This is a genomic window from Streptomyces sp. CA-135486, from assembly GCF_050936555.1.
In the GTDB taxonomy this organism is placed as follows: domain Bacteria; phylum Actinomycetota; class Actinomycetes; order Streptomycetales; family Streptomycetaceae; genus Streptomyces.
The window spans coordinates 17312-32274 of sequence record NZ_JBNJMM010000001.1; the positions used below are offsets into that span (position 1 = coordinate 17312).

14 protein-coding genes and 1 tRNA gene are annotated in these 14963 nt (G+C 69.6%); 9 read left to right on the forward strand and 6 right to left on the reverse strand.

Features of this window, described 5'->3' with window-relative positions; all coding sequences use genetic code 11:
- The first annotated feature begins 144 nt into the window (after window positions 1-144).
- The gene (locus ACQEVG_RS00090; RefSeq protein ID WP_432975071.1) at window positions 145-627 is read left to right on the forward strand and encodes an ATP-binding protein; all 483 of its coding nucleotides are present in this window, start codon (window positions 145-147) and stop codon (window positions 625-627) included.
- Between the two features lie 58 nt (window positions 628-685).
- Here the strand turns inward: ACQEVG_RS00090 and ACQEVG_RS00095 are convergent, their stop codons facing one another.
- Window positions 686-2170 carry an aminopeptidase P family protein gene (locus ACQEVG_RS00095; RefSeq protein ID WP_432975074.1) on the reverse strand — a complete coding sequence of 495 codons (1485 nt, stop codon included), beginning with the start codon at window positions 2168-2170 and terminating at the stop codon, window positions 686-688.
- 87 nt (window positions 2171-2257) lie between these two features.
- Window positions 2258-3808, reverse strand: a complete 1551-nt coding sequence (locus ACQEVG_RS00100) for a PP2C family protein-serine/threonine phosphatase (protein WP_432975077.1) — start codon at window positions 3806-3808, stop codon at window positions 2258-2260.
- Window positions 3809-4264: 456 nt separating this feature from the next.
- Between ACQEVG_RS00100 and ACQEVG_RS00105 the strand changes: the two genes are divergently transcribed.
- Window positions 4265-4948: a bifunctional DNA primase/polymerase gene (locus ACQEVG_RS00105; RefSeq protein ID WP_432975080.1), complete on the forward strand. Its 684-nt coding sequence runs from the start codon at window positions 4265-4267 to the stop codon at window positions 4946-4948.
- A gap of 192 nt (window positions 4949-5140) precedes the next feature.
- Window positions 5141-5746 (forward strand): hypothetical protein, encoded by a 606-nt coding sequence (locus ACQEVG_RS00110; RefSeq protein WP_432975083.1) that lies wholly within the window; start codon window positions 5141-5143, stop codon window positions 5744-5746.
- A 195-nt stretch (window positions 5747-5941) separates the two neighbouring features.
- Here ACQEVG_RS00110 and ACQEVG_RS00115 read toward each other — a convergent pair whose 3' ends face one another.
- From ACQEVG_RS00115 to ACQEVG_RS00125, 3 genes are all read right to left on the reverse strand, one after another.
- The gene (locus ACQEVG_RS00115) at window positions 5942-6934 is read right to left on the reverse strand and encodes a DUF5926 family protein (protein ID WP_432975086.1); all 993 of its coding nucleotides are present in this window, start codon (window positions 6932-6934) and stop codon (window positions 5942-5944) included.
- Between the two features lie 176 nt (window positions 6935-7110).
- Window positions 7111-7710 (reverse strand): ATP-binding protein, encoded by a 600-nt coding sequence (locus ACQEVG_RS00120; RefSeq protein WP_432975089.1) that lies wholly within the window; start codon window positions 7708-7710, stop codon window positions 7111-7113.
- A 53-nt stretch (window positions 7711-7763) separates the two neighbouring features.
- Window positions 7764-8564, reverse strand: a complete 801-nt coding sequence (locus tag ACQEVG_RS00125) for a glycerophosphodiester phosphodiesterase (protein ID WP_432975092.1) — start codon at window positions 8562-8564, stop codon at window positions 7764-7766.
- A gap of 246 nt (window positions 8565-8810) precedes the next feature.
- On the opposite strand from ACQEVG_RS00125, the gene ACQEVG_RS00130 reads away from it, so the two are divergent.
- Both ACQEVG_RS00130 and ACQEVG_RS00135 read left to right on the forward strand, forming a co-directional pair.
- Window positions 8811-10370 carry a trypsin-like peptidase domain-containing protein gene (locus ACQEVG_RS00130; RefSeq protein ID WP_432975095.1) on the forward strand — a complete coding sequence of 520 codons (1560 nt, stop codon included), beginning with the start codon at window positions 8811-8813 and terminating at the stop codon, window positions 10368-10370.
- Between the two features lie 139 nt (window positions 10371-10509).
- Window positions 10510-10596 (forward strand) — tRNA-Ser (locus ACQEVG_RS00135).
- 1182 nt (window positions 10597-11778) lie between these two features.
- Here the strand turns inward: ACQEVG_RS00135 and ACQEVG_RS00140 are convergent.
- The gene (locus tag ACQEVG_RS00140) at window positions 11779-11955 is read right to left on the reverse strand and encodes a hypothetical protein (protein WP_432975098.1); all 177 of its coding nucleotides are present in this window, start codon (window positions 11953-11955) and stop codon (window positions 11779-11781) included.
- Between the two features lie 350 nt (window positions 11956-12305).
- Here ACQEVG_RS00140 and ACQEVG_RS00145 point away from each other — a divergent pair, with 350 nt between their 5' ends.
- From ACQEVG_RS00145 to ACQEVG_RS00160, 4 genes are all read left to right on the forward strand, one after another.
- Complete coding sequence (locus ACQEVG_RS00145; RefSeq protein ID WP_432975101.1) at window positions 12306-12740, forward strand: hypothetical protein; 435 nt, start codon at window positions 12306-12308, stop codon at window positions 12738-12740.
- A gap of 13 nt (window positions 12741-12753) precedes the next feature.
- Window positions 12754-13278 (forward strand): hypothetical protein, encoded by a 525-nt coding sequence (locus tag ACQEVG_RS00150; protein WP_432975104.1) that lies wholly within the window; start codon window positions 12754-12756, stop codon window positions 13276-13278.
- Window positions 13239-13475 (forward strand): tetratricopeptide repeat protein, encoded by a 237-nt coding sequence (locus ACQEVG_RS00155; protein WP_432975107.1) that lies wholly within the window; start codon window positions 13239-13241, stop codon window positions 13473-13475. The genes ACQEVG_RS00150 and ACQEVG_RS00155 overlap by 40 nt, the downstream gene beginning before the upstream one ends.
- Before the next feature lie 251 nt (window positions 13476-13726).
- The gene (locus tag ACQEVG_RS00160) at window positions 13727-14947 is read left to right on the forward strand and encodes an FG-GAP-like repeat-containing protein (RefSeq protein ID WP_432975110.1); all 1221 of its coding nucleotides are present in this window, start codon (window positions 13727-13729) and stop codon (window positions 14945-14947) included.
- Window positions 14948-14963 lie beyond the last annotated feature (16 nt).

Genomic DNA, 14963 nt, shown 5'->3' on the forward strand with positions numbered 1-14963 from the left:
GCCTGACGGTGCGTGGCGACATACACCGCCGCGCGAGCCGCGCGCGTCCGCCGAATGAGCGCAATCACGTCAACTGTGCGCTTACGGACCGTGTCTTGCGGCAATACGTATCGGTATGTCGAGCCGCAGCCAGGAGGCTGGAGCATGAGCATTTGGTGGTCTCTCCACTTGCGGCGCGAAGCCGCGAGCGTCCCGCTCGCCCGTCGCCTGCTGCTCGGCACGATGGAGACCGCGGGGGTCGATCCGGACGTCTCCTACGACCTCTCGGTCGCACTCGGCGAAGCCTGTGCGAACGCCGTGGAGCACGGCGGCGGCCAGGACTCCGGCGATGCCTCGGCGGCGTACCGCGTGACCGCCTATCTGGACGGCGAGAAGTGCCGTATCGAGGTGGCGGATTCGGGCCCGGGCTTCCCGGTGCCGGATTCGGGCTTCGCCGTACGGCACGGCGAGCAGTGCCCGCACTCCCTGCCGCAGGCCCCGCCGACCGCAGAGAGCGGCCGAGGTCTGTGTCTGATCGAGCAGCTCGCCGACCATGTCGACTTTCGCAACCGGCCTGGCCACGGCGCGGTGGTCAGTTTCGACAAGATCCTGAAATGGCGGGAGAACGCGCTGCTCAGGGTCTCCTGAGCAGCGCGCCGCCCTCCGCTCCGTACGTCATTGGGCACAGCTGTCCGACGTCGTACGGTCAGCCCCTGAGCGAGGCCATCCACGCCTCGACCTCGTCGGCCTGCCGCGGCAGCGCCGCCGACAGATTCCTGTTGCCGTCCTCGGTCACCAGGATGTCGTCCTCGATCCGGACGCCGATGCCCCGGTACTCCTCCGGCACCGTCAGGTCGTCGGCCTGGAAGTAGAGCCCGGGCTCCACCGTCAGGCACATGCCCGGCTCCAGCGTCCCGTCGACATACGCCTCGGTGCGCGCGGCGGCACAGTCGTGGACATCCATGCCGAGCATGTGGCCGGTGCCGTGCAGCGTCCAGCGGCGCTGCAGACCCAGCTCGAGGACGCGCTCCACCGGGCCCTCGACCAGACCCCACTCGACGAGCTTCTCGGCGAGCACGTGCTGCGAGGCGTCGTGGAAGTCGCGGAACTTGGCGCCCGGCTGCACGGCCGCGATGCCGGCCTCCTGCGACTCGTACACCGCGTCGTAGATCTTGCGCTGCAGCTCGTTGAAACGGCCGTTGATCGGCAGCGTGCGCGTGACGTCCGCGGTGTAGAGAGAGTGTGTCTCCACGCCGGCGTCCAGCAGCAGCAGCTCGCCGGAGCGGACCGGGCCGTCGTTGCGCACCCAGTGCAGCGTGGTGGCGTGCGGGCCGGCCGCGCAGATCGATCCGTAGCCGACGTCGTTGCCCTCGACGCGGGCGCGCAGGAAGAAGGTGCCCTCGATATAGCGCTCGCTGGTCGCCTCGGCCTTGTCCAGGACCCGGACGACGTCCTCGAAGCCGCGCGCGGTGGAGTCGCACGCCTTCTGCAGCTCGCCGATCTCGAACTCGTCCTTCACCGCGCGCGCCTCGGAGAGGTAGACGCGCAGCTCCTCGTCGCGCTCCGCGGTGACCTTGTCCGTCAGCGCGGCCTCGATGCCGGCGTCGTGTCCGCGCACCACGCGGACCGGTCCACTCGCCTCGCGCAGCCGCTCCGGCAGCGCGCGCACGTCCTTGGCGGGCAGACCGAGCAGCTGCTCGGCCTCGGCGAGAGAGTGCCGACGGCCGACCCAGAGCTCGCCCTGGCCGGAGAGCCAGAACTCGCCGTTCGCACGGTCGGAGCGGGGCAGCAGATAGATGGTGGCCCGGTGCCTGTCGCCCTTGGGCTCCAGGACCAGGACGCCGTCCTCGGACTGGTCACCGGTGAGATACGCGTACTCGGTGGAGGCGCGGAAGGCGTACTCGGTGTCATTGGAGCGGGTCTTCAGATTGCCCGCGGGAATCACCAGTCGCTCGCCGGGGAAACGCGCCGAGAGAGCGGCACGGCGGGCGGCGGTGTGCGACGCCTGCCCGATGGGCTCCAGATCGCGCAGCTCGGTGTCTGCCCAGCCACTCGTCATGTTCTCGGCGAGCTCGTCGGACACGCCCGGGTACAGGCCGTTCTTGCGCTGCTTGATCGGCTGCTCTTCTTCGTCCGGGCCCGCTGCGTCAGCAGCAGGATCGGATGCCGCCGGGGTGAGCTCCTCGGCCACGTCTGCCTCCTCATTACGACTGGACCGCCATCCATCGTATGTGCGACGGGAAGACGGCCCAGCGTCCTGTGGATAACGTGCGAGAAATCAGTCAAAACGGGCGGCGAGCAGTACGACGTCCTCACCACTCCCGGCATCGTCGAGCCCCTCAGGCAACACTGTGCGCAGCACATGGTCGGCGATCGCCCCCGGGTCGCCGCGGAGCGACTTCGGCACGCTCGCGGCCGCGGCATGCAGCCTGGCGAACGCCCGGTCCATGGGATCTCCGGTACGTCGCAGCAGCCCGTCCGTGTACAGCAGCACCGTTTCTCCAGGCTCGGGAGACAGCTCGACACTGGGCGCCTCCCAGCAGGCGAGCATCCCGAGAGGCGCCGAGAGGGACGTCTCGACGAACTCGGTGCGACGCTCGCCGACCACCAGCGGCGGCGTGTGCCCGGCCCCGGCCAGCACGATCTTTCTGTTGGCCGGCTCGGCGTACGCGAAGAGCGCGGTCGCTGTGCGCGCCGGCTCGGTCAGCCGCAGCAGCAGCTCCAGATCGGAGAGTACGGCGACGGGGTCCTCGCCCTCCATCACGGCGTACGCCCGCAGCGATGCGCGCAGCCGCCCCATCGCGGCCATCGCGCTCGGCCCGGATCCGCTGACCGAGCCGACGGCGAGCCCCAGCGCACCCTCGGGCAGCGGCAGCGCGTCGTACCAGTCGCCGCCGCCGCGCTCCGTCGTACGGTGCTTGGCCGCGAGCTGGACGCCGGGCACCCGGGGCAGCCTGCTGGGCAGCAGTTCCTCGGCGACGGTGGCCACTGTCTCCCGGGCGTGTTCCAGCTCGAGCAGACGGGCCAGGTGCTCGGTGGCGTACCGCATATAGAGCCCGACGAGATGGCACTGGCGCTCCACCGGCGTTGCGGGCTCGTCGTACATCCAGACGGCCGCGCCGAGCGTGCCGGCCGCCTCGGAGGCGAGCGCCACGGTGTAGCTGGCCGCGTAGCCGAGGCGGCCGACGACCTCGCGGTGGCGGGTGTCGAGGCTCTTGTCCCCGAGCAGATCGGGCTGGGCGACGGCCTGGAGAGGACCGGCCGGACCGGACCGCCCGTCCGGGAGCCGGCCGTCGAGGATCCGGCCGTATGCGGTCGCACCGCGCGGCACCGTCTCGATGTGGCCCAGTTCGGCATGGGTGAACCCGAGCCCCTTGGTCAGGGCGGGGCCGCGGTCCGGTTCGAAACAGTCGGCCTTGGAGAGGTCCGGCACGGGCTCGAGGACGACCAGGCCGCGGCGGGCGCCGACCAGGGCGGCTCCCGCGCGCAGCAGTTCATGCAGGGCGTCGTCCAGAGAACCGGTTCTGGCCAGGCGCTCGGTGAGTTCGTGGAGGGTGGTCAGATCGGAGACCCAGCCGGCCAGCCGGTCCTGAATTACCGCGCCGGGCGGGGGCTGAGCGGCAGGGATGGCGGGCAGGTCCGCCGCAGTGTGCGGGTGAGCCGGAACCGCTGAATCGATTCCAGCCACTTTCGGCAGGTGAGGGGCGCTCATGGCAGCCGGCTTTCCGACTGGTGCGTTTCGCTCAATAGCATCGCAAACCCCCATGTCATTCTGCGCCGCTATCAATGCATCCACATGTACACGCACAAGTAAGGGGATGTCCAGCATTGGACCAGTGGGATTGGTGGTGTCTACGTGACCTTGAACTTGGCTGAAAAATGCGCCCCCTGGCGGCCAATTGAGGTCGACTGAGGACGTTCGGCAGAGCGTCATTCCAAGCGTGATGGGTACGTAAACGGTGATGGCCAGGGGCAGTTGGGACCGCCCCGGAACCTGGCGACGGGCCCGGGCGTCCTAACATCCGGAGACCACGCCCCATCCCCGAGTGGCGGGGAAAAAGTTTCAACGGGACAGCAAGCGCCAGGCGCGCGCCACCCCTCGCCACGCGTTTAATGGACTACAGCCCACGTTCGGCCCCCGGGCGGCGATCCTGTCGCAGGCGAAGCGGGGGGTCGCCCATGCCACCGGCAAGGGGCGGTGATGCGCCGATTTGTACGCACAGTGAAGAGCTGCACACATGGTGTGATGTGGACCTCGGCGTTCAACGGAAAGGAACGAGCGCTCATGCGCGAGATCCTCGGAAGGCGACGCAGGCTCCGGTTCCGGCGCAAGAGGGGGCCTGTTCAGCTTGAAGCGGCGCTCACCTGCGCCGCCGAGTGGCAATGGCCCGTACTCCCCGGTGTGGGACTGAAAGCGGCCGGAAGTCGCGGTGACCGCGGGCGCGGCTGCGCCTGCCCCGACCCCGAGTGCGTCGTACCCGGCGCGCACCCCTTCGACCCCGGAATCATGGCTGCGACCACCGACGGGCGGATGGTGCGCTGGTGGTGGACCAACCGGCCCACTGCTCCGATCATGCTGGCCACCGGAGGCCGCGCACCGTGCGCGGTGAGCCTGCCCGCGGTCGCGGGGGCCCGTGCGCTCTCCGCGCTGGACCGGATGGGCATGCGGCTCGGCCCCGTTGTGGCGACGCCCACCCGCTGGTCGCTGCTGGTGGCTCCTTATACCCTCGAACAGCTCGGTGAGCTGCTCTTCGTCAAGGACTGCGTGCCCAGTTCGCTGCGCTTCCACGGCGAGGGCGGCTATCTCGTGCTGCCGCCGTCCGAGACCGGGACGGGTCAGGTGCGCTGGGAGCGCACGCCGCTGCCCGGCTCCGCGGCTCCCTGGCTGCCGGATGTGGAGGCGGTGGTGGACGCGCTGGTCGAGGCGAGCACGAGCGCACCGGACGGCGGCAGCCGCCTCGCCTACTGAGTCCGGGGCAGCAAGTCGAGAAATCTCGACCACCGAGCCAGGGATCACGAACCGGGTCGGCTGTGTCACTCGTACGGGTAGCAGCCGGCCCGAGTTGTACGGGAATTGGGCGCGCGGCTCCCCGGGCGCCCGCATTCCGTCGATATCTTCGGCCCACCGTCAGGAATTCCCGCGCACTCGGCAGGTGGACCCATGAATCTCCGCATGATCGGGCTCGCCGTGGCCGTGGTGTTCACCGCGATGCTGCCGCTGGCCGCCGAGGCCGGACCCATTGGAGGTACCTCGCCGGCCGAAGGCGCCGGGGAAGGACAATGGCCGGTATCGGCCGCCGAGCCCGTGGACGAGGCGAAGCCGAGGAGTGAACGGAAGCCGGTGCCGCGGCCCGGGCTCGGTGGTGCCGCCGCCCCGTCGGCACCATCTCCTGTGACGGATGCCACTGCCCCGCAGACCTCCGCGTTGTGTGGGCCGGAACTCGCCTCTCCCGGCGGGGTCGAGGCGCAGACCTGCGTACTGACCGAGGGGCGCGACACCTGGGCGCGTACCTACTACCGCAATGCGACGGGCGGGAAATTGACGTCCGTACTCACCCTGATGGGGCCCGGCGGGCGCACTATGCAGACGAACTGCGCAGTCGGCGCGGGCGATGATCCGGATGCCTGTGAGACGCCGCGTATGCCTTCTCGCGGCGCTGTATCGGCGTATTCCGCGGTGGCGGAGTTCGCGACTGCGGACGGTTCGGGCGAGGGGCCGCTGGTGCTGCGCTCGGGCAGCAACTCGGCTGCTCCTGCTGGCCATTGACGGAACGAACCGTTCCGCGGAAATGGAAGCGCCCGGTCGCTGGCGACGGGGGATGCACCAGCGACCGGGCTTCTAGAACGGTAACAAGAGATCTGCAGTTCGCAAATTCGATCTCGGGTATTCGGACAGTGATTTAGCTGCCGATAGCGCGAGTTGTGACTGGAGTCACCTATCGGTCGACAGAAACCGTCACTCTCAGCTCAGGGTGACCTGGCGGTTGGTGAGCCCGCCGCGCGCCCGGCGCTCCTCCGCACTGAGGGGGGTGTCGGTCGTCAGCGCCTTCGCCAGCCGCTCGGCGAGCTCGGCCGCCGGCTTCTCGCACTCCTCGGCGCCCATCGCGCTCGGCAGGTCCCAGACCGGGACCATCAGCCCATGCGCACGGAAGGAGCCGACCAGCCGGGTGCCCTCGCCGAGCGTGGACGCACCGGCGGCGTGGAGACGGGCGAGCGCGTCGAGAAGCTGCTCCTCGGGGTGCGGCATGACCCAGCGCAGATGGTTCTTGTCCGGGGTCTCGCACCAGTAGGCGGCGTCGACGCCGGAGAGCTTGACGGTCGGGATCGCAGCGGCGTTCGCGCGCTCCAGCGAGGCGGACACCTCGGGGGTGGCGCCCTCCGCCGCGTCCGGGACCCAGAACTCGAAGCCGGAGTGGACGGTCGGCTCGAATCCGGCGCTCTCGTCGAGGAGGTCCTGCAGCCGCGGGCCGTCGGCCGCCGCGCGCTGTCCTGCGACCGGGCTGCCGGGCTTGGCCGTCAGCGCCCGCTGAAGGGTGTCGGCGAGGTCGCGGCTGAGGTCACCGGACGATGTGTCGTTCTGCAGGCCGATCAGGACGGAGCCGTCCTCGCGGCGCAGCGCCGGCCAGGCCATTGGCAGCACGGTCGCCAGCGTCACGGACGGCACGCCGTCGGGCAGTCCGTCCTTCAGGGTGAGCGTGGCGGTCGCGGCGGGAACCAGTTCGCGCAGGGCCACCCAGTCGGACTCGCCGGCGAGTCCTTCGAAGGGGCGCTGGACCAGCTCGGTCACGGCGTGTGCGGCGGCCCGGCCGTGACAGGCCTTGTAGCGGCGGCCGGAGCCGCATGGACAGGGCTCGCGGGCTCCGACGACCGGGACATTCACATCAGCGCCTGCGGCGCGGGCTCCGCCGGCGGTCTGCGACTTGGCGGCCTTGGTCTGGGGGCGCTTCTTGGCCATGGTGCGGCTCTCTCCCGACTGCGGTGGTGCTGTGTCGGGCGCGAGCCTAGCCGTCCGCCGCCGTTTCGGGGGCTCAGTGGCGCGGGTCCGGCGTTGGTTGAGCCGGCCCGGCGTTGGTCGAGCCTGTCCGACGCCGGTCGAGACTGTCGTACGCTCCCGCGCCCCCTCGGTCGAGATCAGTCGAGATCGTCGAACGACTCCGCGAAGTCGAAGCCGGGACCAGCGACGCGCGTAGCGAAATCCTCATGACGGTGGCCTTCGGTGACGATCACCCACACCGTGACCTCACCCGTCGCGCCGTCGCGGACACCCCAGTCCTGGGCCAGCGCGCTGATGATGTTGAGCCCCCGGCCACCACGCGCGGTGACCGACGGCGTGGCTGGAACCGGCCGGGTCGGGCCGCCTCCGTCCGTCACCTCGACGGTGAGCCGGCCCGCTCGGTCGAAGCACCAGGCCGCGCGGATGTCACCGTCGCCCACATCGGCGCGACCCAGCGGCCTGCCGTGTCGGCATGCGTTGCTGAGGAGTTCGGAAAGGATCAGAACTGCATCGTCGACCACCGATTCGGAGACCCCGCTGCGGCGCAATTGTTCACGCATCCGGTGTCTTGCCTTACCCACGCCCGCAGGACCATGGGCTACGGCCATGCTCGACGACGTGGGCACTTCCTGTGCCACCACAAACGCCACCCCCGAGACCTCCTTTGCCCCACGCCACGGTGTGAATGCCCCAATGGACTGGACCGGAAACCGGCCAAGCGCGGGGCAGTGACGCACTCGTAACGTTCCAGTACGGAGCGAACGCGCCGGTGCACTCCCTGTAACTGGCGTTAAAGGCGACCCAGTTGGGACAGCACCCGTTTGGGGCGGTTGGTGATGATTGCTTCCACGCCGAGGCGGGCGCAGAGCTCGACGTCCTCCGGCTCATTGACGGTCCAGACGTGGACGCGGCGGCCCGCGGCGTGCAGCCGGGTGATGTAGCCGGGGTGGTTGCGTACGATCCGCATGCCCGGGCCCGCGATCCTGGCCCCGGCGGGCAGCCGTCCGTCGCGCAGCCGCGGCGTCACGAACTGCATCAGATAGACGGTGGGGATGTTCGGCGCCGCCGCCGCGATCCGGTGCAGGGAGCGGGCCGAGAAACTCATGACCCGTACGGGCGAGTCGTCGGCCGCCACCGGATCGGCGAGACCGAAGCGCCCGAGCAGCTGGATCAGCCGCTCCTCCACCTGGCCTGCCCAGCGGGTGGGGTGCTTCGTCTCGATGGCCAGTTCGATACGGCGGCCGGAGTCGGACACCAGCTCCAGGAGCCGTTCGAGAGTGAGTACGGAGGTGAAGGACGGGTCTCCCCAGTCGGGGCTCTCCTCGCTGTCCTTCCAGGAACCGAAGTCGAGGGTGGCGAGATCCGCGAGCTCCAGTGCGGAGACCGCGCCCCGGCCGTTGGAGGTCCGGTTGACGCGACGGTCGTGGACGCAGACGAGATGGCCGTCTGCGGTGAGCCGCACATCGCACTCGAGGGCGTCCGCGCCGTCCTCGATGGCCATCTTGTACGCGGCCAGGGTGTGCTCGGGGGCGTCTTCGGACGCCCCTCGGTGGGCAACGACCTGGATGTTGTGCTGCCGTGCTTGGGTCACCGCGTCATGGTGCCACCGTGACGGGGTACGCGTGTGCACGGGGCCGTCCGAGGGGCGTGCGAGGTTCGTCCGAGGGGCCGTACCGTGGCGTTGGAGCTGCATCCGTTTTGTCGGAAGTAAAGGATTGCGGAGACATGCACAGGTCCTGCTTACAGTGGCCTGACGTGCGGTGGGAAAAACTGGCGGCAGACAGCTGAAGAGCGGACTCTTGCCGAAGACTGACGCGGAACCTGAGGAGAAAGAGCTGTGAGCACCGAGAACGAGGGCAACGAGGGCACCGCGGTTCCGGCCGCTCCGTCCGTACCTCCTGCGCCGGTCGCCGCTCCCGAGGGCACCCCTGCGTCCGCACCGGGAGCCGAGACGTCCGGTTCGGACGGCACATCGGACACGACATACGGCACATACCCCGGAACCGGCGAGGGGCCGCACGACGGGACGCATCAGGGGATACACCCCGCTGAGCCGGCAGCGGCCGCGGCGGAGCGGCCCGGGCATCCCCCCCGGCCCGAGCCCGCCACCGCGCCGCTGCCTGGTCCCGTCCCGGCTGTTGCGCCGACCACGGCGCAGCAGCCCCAGGCCGGCTGGCCGCCGCCCCCGCCCTCCCTCCCCTCCTACGGGGGAAGCGGCGCCGGCCCGGCCTGGGGCGCGCCGGACCAGGCCTCGCAGCCCCCGAGCAAACGCTCCGGCGGACTGGTCGCAGCGGTACTCGTCGCCGCACTCGTCGCGGGCGGCGTCGGCGGCGGCATCGGCTACTGGGCCGCCGAACGCAACGACGACAAGTTCGGCTCGACCACGGTCGCCGCGGCGAACGCCCCCAGGGACCTCAAGCGTGATCCGGGCACGGTCGCCGCGGTCGCGGCGGCGGCGCTGCCGAGCGTCGTCACCATCGAGGCGAAGGCGGGCGGCGACAGCGGAGAGACCCCCGAAGGCGGCACGGGCACCGGCTTCGTCTACGACAAGGAAGGCCACATCCTCACGAACAACCATGTGGTCGCCTCCGCGGCCGACGGCGGGACGCTCTCCGCGACGTTCTCCAACGGCAAGAAGTACGACGCCGAGGTGGTCGGCCGGGCGCAGGGTTACGACGTCGCCGTAGTGAAGCTGAAGAACGCGCCCTCGGGGCTGACCCCGCTGGCGCTCGGCGACTCCGAGAGGGTCGCGGTCGGCGACTCGACCATCGCGATCGGCGCGCCCTTCGGCCTGTCGAACACCGTCACCACCGGCATCATCAGCGCGAAGAACCGCCCAGTCGCCTCCGGCGACGGCTCAAGCGGCAAGAACTCGTACATGAGCGCCCTGCAGACCGACGCCTCGATCAACCCGGGCAACTCCGGCGGCCCCCTGCTCGATTCGCGCGGCGCGGTGATCGGCATCAACTCTGCGATCCAGTCGGCGGGCACCGGCGGCTTCGGCCAGACGCAGGCCGGCTCGATCGGCCTCGGCTTCGCCATCCCCATCAACCAGGCGAAGAACGTCGCCGAACAGCTGATCAAGACGGGCAAGCCGGTCTACCCGGTGATCGGCGCGACGGTCGACATGTCGGGCAAGGACCAGGGCGCCAAGATCGCCTCCGAGGGCGCGGGCGGCACGGCGGCGGTGACCCCGAACGGTCCGGCGGCGAAGGCGGGGCTGAAGGCGGGCGACGTCATCACCAGGTTCAACGGCAAGCCTGTGGAGAGCGGCCCGACGCTGATCAGCGAGATCTGGAACCACAAGCCGGGTGACAAGGTGACGCTGACCTACCAGCGAGACGGCAAGGAGCACACGGCGGAGGTCACCCTGGGCAAGCGCACGGGCGACAGCTGACCACGCCTCTCCCCAGGGCGGGCTCGGGGCCCCACTGACGGCGTCCTCCCTCGGGCCGCGCGCCTGCGGAACGCTGCTGCGGCGCACTACGCCGGGCCGGTAGTCTGTAGCCCGCTCCGGGGCAGGTGGCCGGGGCGTGGGTGGGTTGCCCGAGCGGCCTAAGGGAACGGTCTTGAAAACCGTCGTGGCAGCGATGTCACCGTGGGTTCAAATCCCACACCCACCGCGCAGGTCAGAAGCATTGCAGGTCAGAAGGGGTGCCACTCTCCGGAGTGGCACCCCTTCTCATGCACCCTGTCTCACCCTGACTCGCCCGTGTCCCAGGTTTGACCAGTGCGTATGGGCCATCTGTGGGCCAGCCTCCTAGGCTTGCGGCGTCTGAGCGAGGCCTGTCTGAACATCACTGGCGACAGACATCGTGAGCGCCCCGTCGGTCAAGACGATCGCCTGATACTGCTCCTGCACCTCTGTGGCAGACAGTTCTGAGGGCTACTTGCTCATCAAGTAGTCGCAGGCTGCGCCGACGACGGTGAAGTATTTAAAGTGGTCTAGACATTTTGCAGGGTTCGGTCCATTGTGAGAGGTGGACCGAAGAGTGGGAACTGCAGAGCCGCAACCGGCCCACGCCACCCGCTTCCCGAGCCGAACCCTGTTTGCGGGAAAGCCCTGAGAGAGCAGCCCCGCAGAGCGCTGCCGATCGCGGCGATTTGCAGGTCCGGCCTATGCCCGCCCCGTCAAGCCACCCACCAGGCGGCACCGCGTCGGACACGCACAGCCACGCCCTCAAGCGTCGGCACCCATCCCAGCCTCCTCGTTCAGGCACCGGGCACAAACGAGCGGAATCGCAGGGCCGGCACGGCTCTTCGCTCAGCTAGGAACGTCCCATGACCAGCACCCACCCCTGCCAGATCGGCACCCCCACCGCGGCCTACCTGCGCTGCTTCCCCTACGACATCTGGCGCATGACACTCCATGTGCGAGCGCTGGAAGTACACGCAGACATCCTCGGACTCCACGCCCCCTATGTTTTCCTGGACAATGGCGTCTCCCACCGGATGGTTCAGCCCCAGCTGCGGCTGCTGCTCGCCCGGGCGTCGGTGGGCCTCATTCACACGGTCCTTATCCCTGGACAATGGGTGTTCTCCCTCGACGACCGTAGGGCGGGCGCCGTCAAAGACTTCTTGCAGGCGGCCGGAGCACGGGTCGTGGAACTGCCGCACTACCGGGACGGTTGGACGGCCCTGGCTGTGCGACCACGCGCTGGCGCAGTGCGTGAAGACGGATGCCGGGATAGCAATGCCGACGCGTTCGCACCGGCAAGAGAGGCGCAACTCCCCTTCCCAGGTCATCCGACACCAGCCACCGCGGGCCGGTCCCCTTCTCCACGACCCGCCCCAGTTGGCTCCTCTTAATCCTTGTTCAGCTCCTGCGCGATGAGCTGGTTGGAACGGGACTGCTCGCCGCGCAGGATCTTGGCGTAGAAGCGGAACAGCACAGCGATGCTGTGGCCGGCCCGGCGGGCGACGGGGTCGACCCCCGACTCAATCCAGAGCGACACCCCGGCGTGACGGAGCGAGGAGGGCACTTCCGCGAGCGGAGTTGCCGCGTCTGCCTCCGCCCACCCGCATGAGGGAGGGTGCACACGGCGGCATCCGTTCGACTGACCGTCAGGGTGTCCCAATAGGGCCGGCGGCTCCCCTTCCTGCTCATTCTGCTCCGCGAACCCGCGGTCGATGAGGTCGTTCATATGTGTCTCTTCCCCGTCCAGAACCTTGGCGCGACGCTCTTGAAAGCTGCCGTGGGCAGAGCCCTTGTGCCGGCTCTCGTGCCGTCCCGGGGTGGTTTTGCGGCAAGTGGGAGCGCGCAGCACGGGCGGGTTCTAGCCTCGGCGGGTGAGGCGACGCGAGGCACGCGCGGGGGCGTTACACGGCGGTGATGGTCGTCTTCGACAACGCCGAGGACCCGGCGGAGCTGGCCGATCTTCTGCCGTCCGGGCCGGGGCATGTGCTGATCACTTCCCGCAACCCGCGCTGGCACGGCCTGGCCTCCCCCTTGGACGTTGACGTGCTCGCGCGTCGGGAGTCTGTGACCCTGCTGCGCACCCGGACGCCGGGCTTGTCGGAAGCGGACGCGGAGCGGCTGGCCGAGGCCTTGGACGATCTGCCGCTGGCCCTGGTCCAGGCAGCCGAAATCCTGACGGCTATGACCGTGGACTCCGCTGGGCTATCCGCGGTCGCTGGCCGCTCAGATTCGGCTGAGCACTCAACGTTTGCGCGCTCAGGACCCGGAAGCGGCCGACGTGTTGGATGCCTGCGCGCTGCTGGCTCCCGAGCCCTTTTCTCTGCACGCATGCACCGCACAGGAGGCTGAGGACGCGTCACCCATGGATCGGGTTCTGGCGGATCTGCGCACGAGGAACCGCGTCCTGTCGACGCTGCACCAGCACGGGCGGGCCCGCGTGGCGGCCGGCGATCTGCAACTGCACCGCCTCACCCAGGCCGTTCTCAGGGACCAGCTCTCCTCGGAGGAACGTGCCGCCGCCGCACGCAATGCCAGCGTCCTGCTGGCCGCGGCATCTCCCGGCAGCGGGATGGACCCTGTTGCCTGGCCTCGCTGGCCCGACCTTCTGCCTCATCTCTTGGCGATCGACCCGGCCGACCTGGTTACCGCCGACGCCCGCTATGCGGCATGTGAAGCGTGCCTGTACCTCCTGAAGCGCGGTAGCGCCCAGGCGGTCCTGCCCCGGCTGCGAGAACTCCACCAGACGTGGACTGCGCTGCTGGACTCCGACCACATGCACACCTGGTGGGCCGCCAACTACCTGCCCAGGCCCACGCTGCCGTTGGTAACCATGACCAGGCCTATGCGGTGCACAGCGACCTATTTGACCGGCAGCGGCAGGTGCTGAGTGAGGACGACCCGGTGATCCTGGCTACGGCGTCCAACCTGGCGATCTGGCTGGCGAATGTGGGGCGCGTGGAGGAGGCGCTGGCCCTGGGTGAGGACACGCTGGGGCGACGGCGGCGGGTGCTGGGTGAGGAGCATCCCGACACCCTGCGCACGGCGAGTCTGCTCGACAGCCTGAACAGTCCGGACGATGGCTGACTGACCTGCCGAGGAACAGAGGGCCCCCAGGCGTCCCCGACGCCCTGATCAGCAGTCGATCGCCTGGTCACGAGCACTTGAGTGTTCGTCGCCGCTGGTGGCCCGGGCGGTCGGGGAGGCCGATCCGGCGGGGGCGCGTAGGGCCCAGGACGAAATGGTCACCCGTGCGGTGGAGTGACCGCGTCGCAAGGTACGGTCCCTCTCTCGGCGCGTCGATCACGTATCCGCGGCCGTATCAGGGAGGGGAAAGAATGCGCACATCATTGCTGCGGCGCCTGGCCACGGCGGCCACGGCGCTGGGGCTCACCTCGCTCGGGCTCCTCGGCGCGGGCGCGGCGCCGGCGCAGGCCGCGATCAGCGACTGCCCGGCGGGCTATTTCTGTGCCTGGAAGACCGACAACGGCACGGGCGCGATGTTCAAGACGAACGCGAACCAGGCGACGCTGGGGACCTGGGACAACACGTTTCGGTCGGCCGTCAACCGTACGTCCCGGTACGCCTGCATGCACGACGACCCGAACTACGGCGTCACGGGCAGCGTCTTTACGTGGGGCCCCGACCCCGCAGGTACCGAGTGGGGCAATCCGGGTCCCTCCGTCAGCTCGTTGAAGCTCGTCCCCACCGCGCGGGAATGCGTCTTGCCCGCCTACCCGGACTGGTACGCGGCGACCGCACCCGAGGCGGCGGGCTTCGGCGACATGAACACCGACCGGCGGGCGGACGTTCTCGTCCGGGACAAGGCGGGTCGTCTCTGGTTCCTGCCCGGTGACCAGACGGGACGGCTGATCGGCAGCGGCGGCTGGAACGTCTTCAACGCCCTCAGCCGTCACGGCGACTTCAGCCGTGACGGCCGCGAGGACGTGATCGCCCGCGAGACGGCCACCGGGAAGCTCTGGCTTTACCCCGGCACCGGGACCGGCAGCCTCGGCACGCGCCGGCTGCTCGGCAGCGGCGGCTGGAACGCCATGAGCGGGATCGTCGCGTTCGGAGACCTGTCCGGCGACGGCCGCGCGGACCTGCTCACCGTCGAGAAGTCCACCGGCAAGCTGTGGCTGTACCCGGGCACCGCGACGGGCGGCCTCGGCGCGCGCAAGCTCACGGGCAGCGGCGGCTGGAACGGGATGAACGCCCTGGTCGGAGCGGGCGATATGAACGGCGACGGCCGCGCCGACCTGATCGCCCGCGAGGCCTCCACCGGCAAGCTCTGGCTCTACCCGGGCAAGGCCGGCTACCTCGGATCCCGCGTGCTGATCGGCAGCGGTGGCTGGAACGGCATGGACTCCTTCCTCGGCGCCGGCGACTTCACTGGCGACGGCCGTTTCGACCTCGCCACCGTCACCAATAACCGTTACGTCAGCGGCGAATGCCGGGGAGTCGGTTGCCTGCTCCTGTACCCCGGCCGCGGTACCGGCGCGCTGGACCCGGCCACTGCGGGCAGCGGGAACTGGTGGGGCCTGAACGGCACCTTCTGACCCACGGGAGGGCTTG

What these genes read in the sequence shown, in the direction of transcription:
- ACQEVG_RS00090 (WP_432975071.1), top strand. Translation starts at nt 145, where the DNA reads ATGAGCATTTGGTGGTCTCTCCACTTGCGGCGCGAAGCCGCGAGCGTC.
- ACQEVG_RS00100 (WP_432975077.1), bottom strand. Translation starts at nt 3,808, where the DNA reads ATGCTGGACATCCCCTTACTTGTGCGTGTACATGTGGATGCATTGATA.
- ACQEVG_RS00105 (WP_432975080.1), top strand. Translation starts at nt 4,265, where the DNA reads ATGCGCGAGATCCTCGGAAGGCGACGCAGGCTCCGGTTCCGGCGCAAG.
- ACQEVG_RS00110 (WP_432975083.1), top strand. Translation starts at nt 5,141, where the DNA reads ATGAATCTCCGCATGATCGGGCTCGCCGTGGCCGTGGTGTTCACCGCG.
- ACQEVG_RS00115 (WP_432975086.1), bottom strand. Translation starts at nt 6,934, where the DNA reads ATGGCCAAGAAGCGCCCCCAGACCAAGGCCGCCAAGTCGCAGACCGCC.
- ACQEVG_RS00145 (WP_432975101.1), top strand. Translation starts at nt 12,306, where the DNA reads ATGGTCGTCTTCGACAACGCCGAGGACCCGGCGGAGCTGGCCGATCTT.
- ACQEVG_RS00150 (WP_432975104.1), top strand. Translation starts at nt 12,754, where the DNA reads ATGGATCGGGTTCTGGCGGATCTGCGCACGAGGAACCGCGTCCTGTCG.
- ACQEVG_RS00160 (WP_432975110.1), top strand. Translation starts at nt 13,727, where the DNA reads ATGCGCACATCATTGCTGCGGCGCCTGGCCACGGCGGCCACGGCGCTG.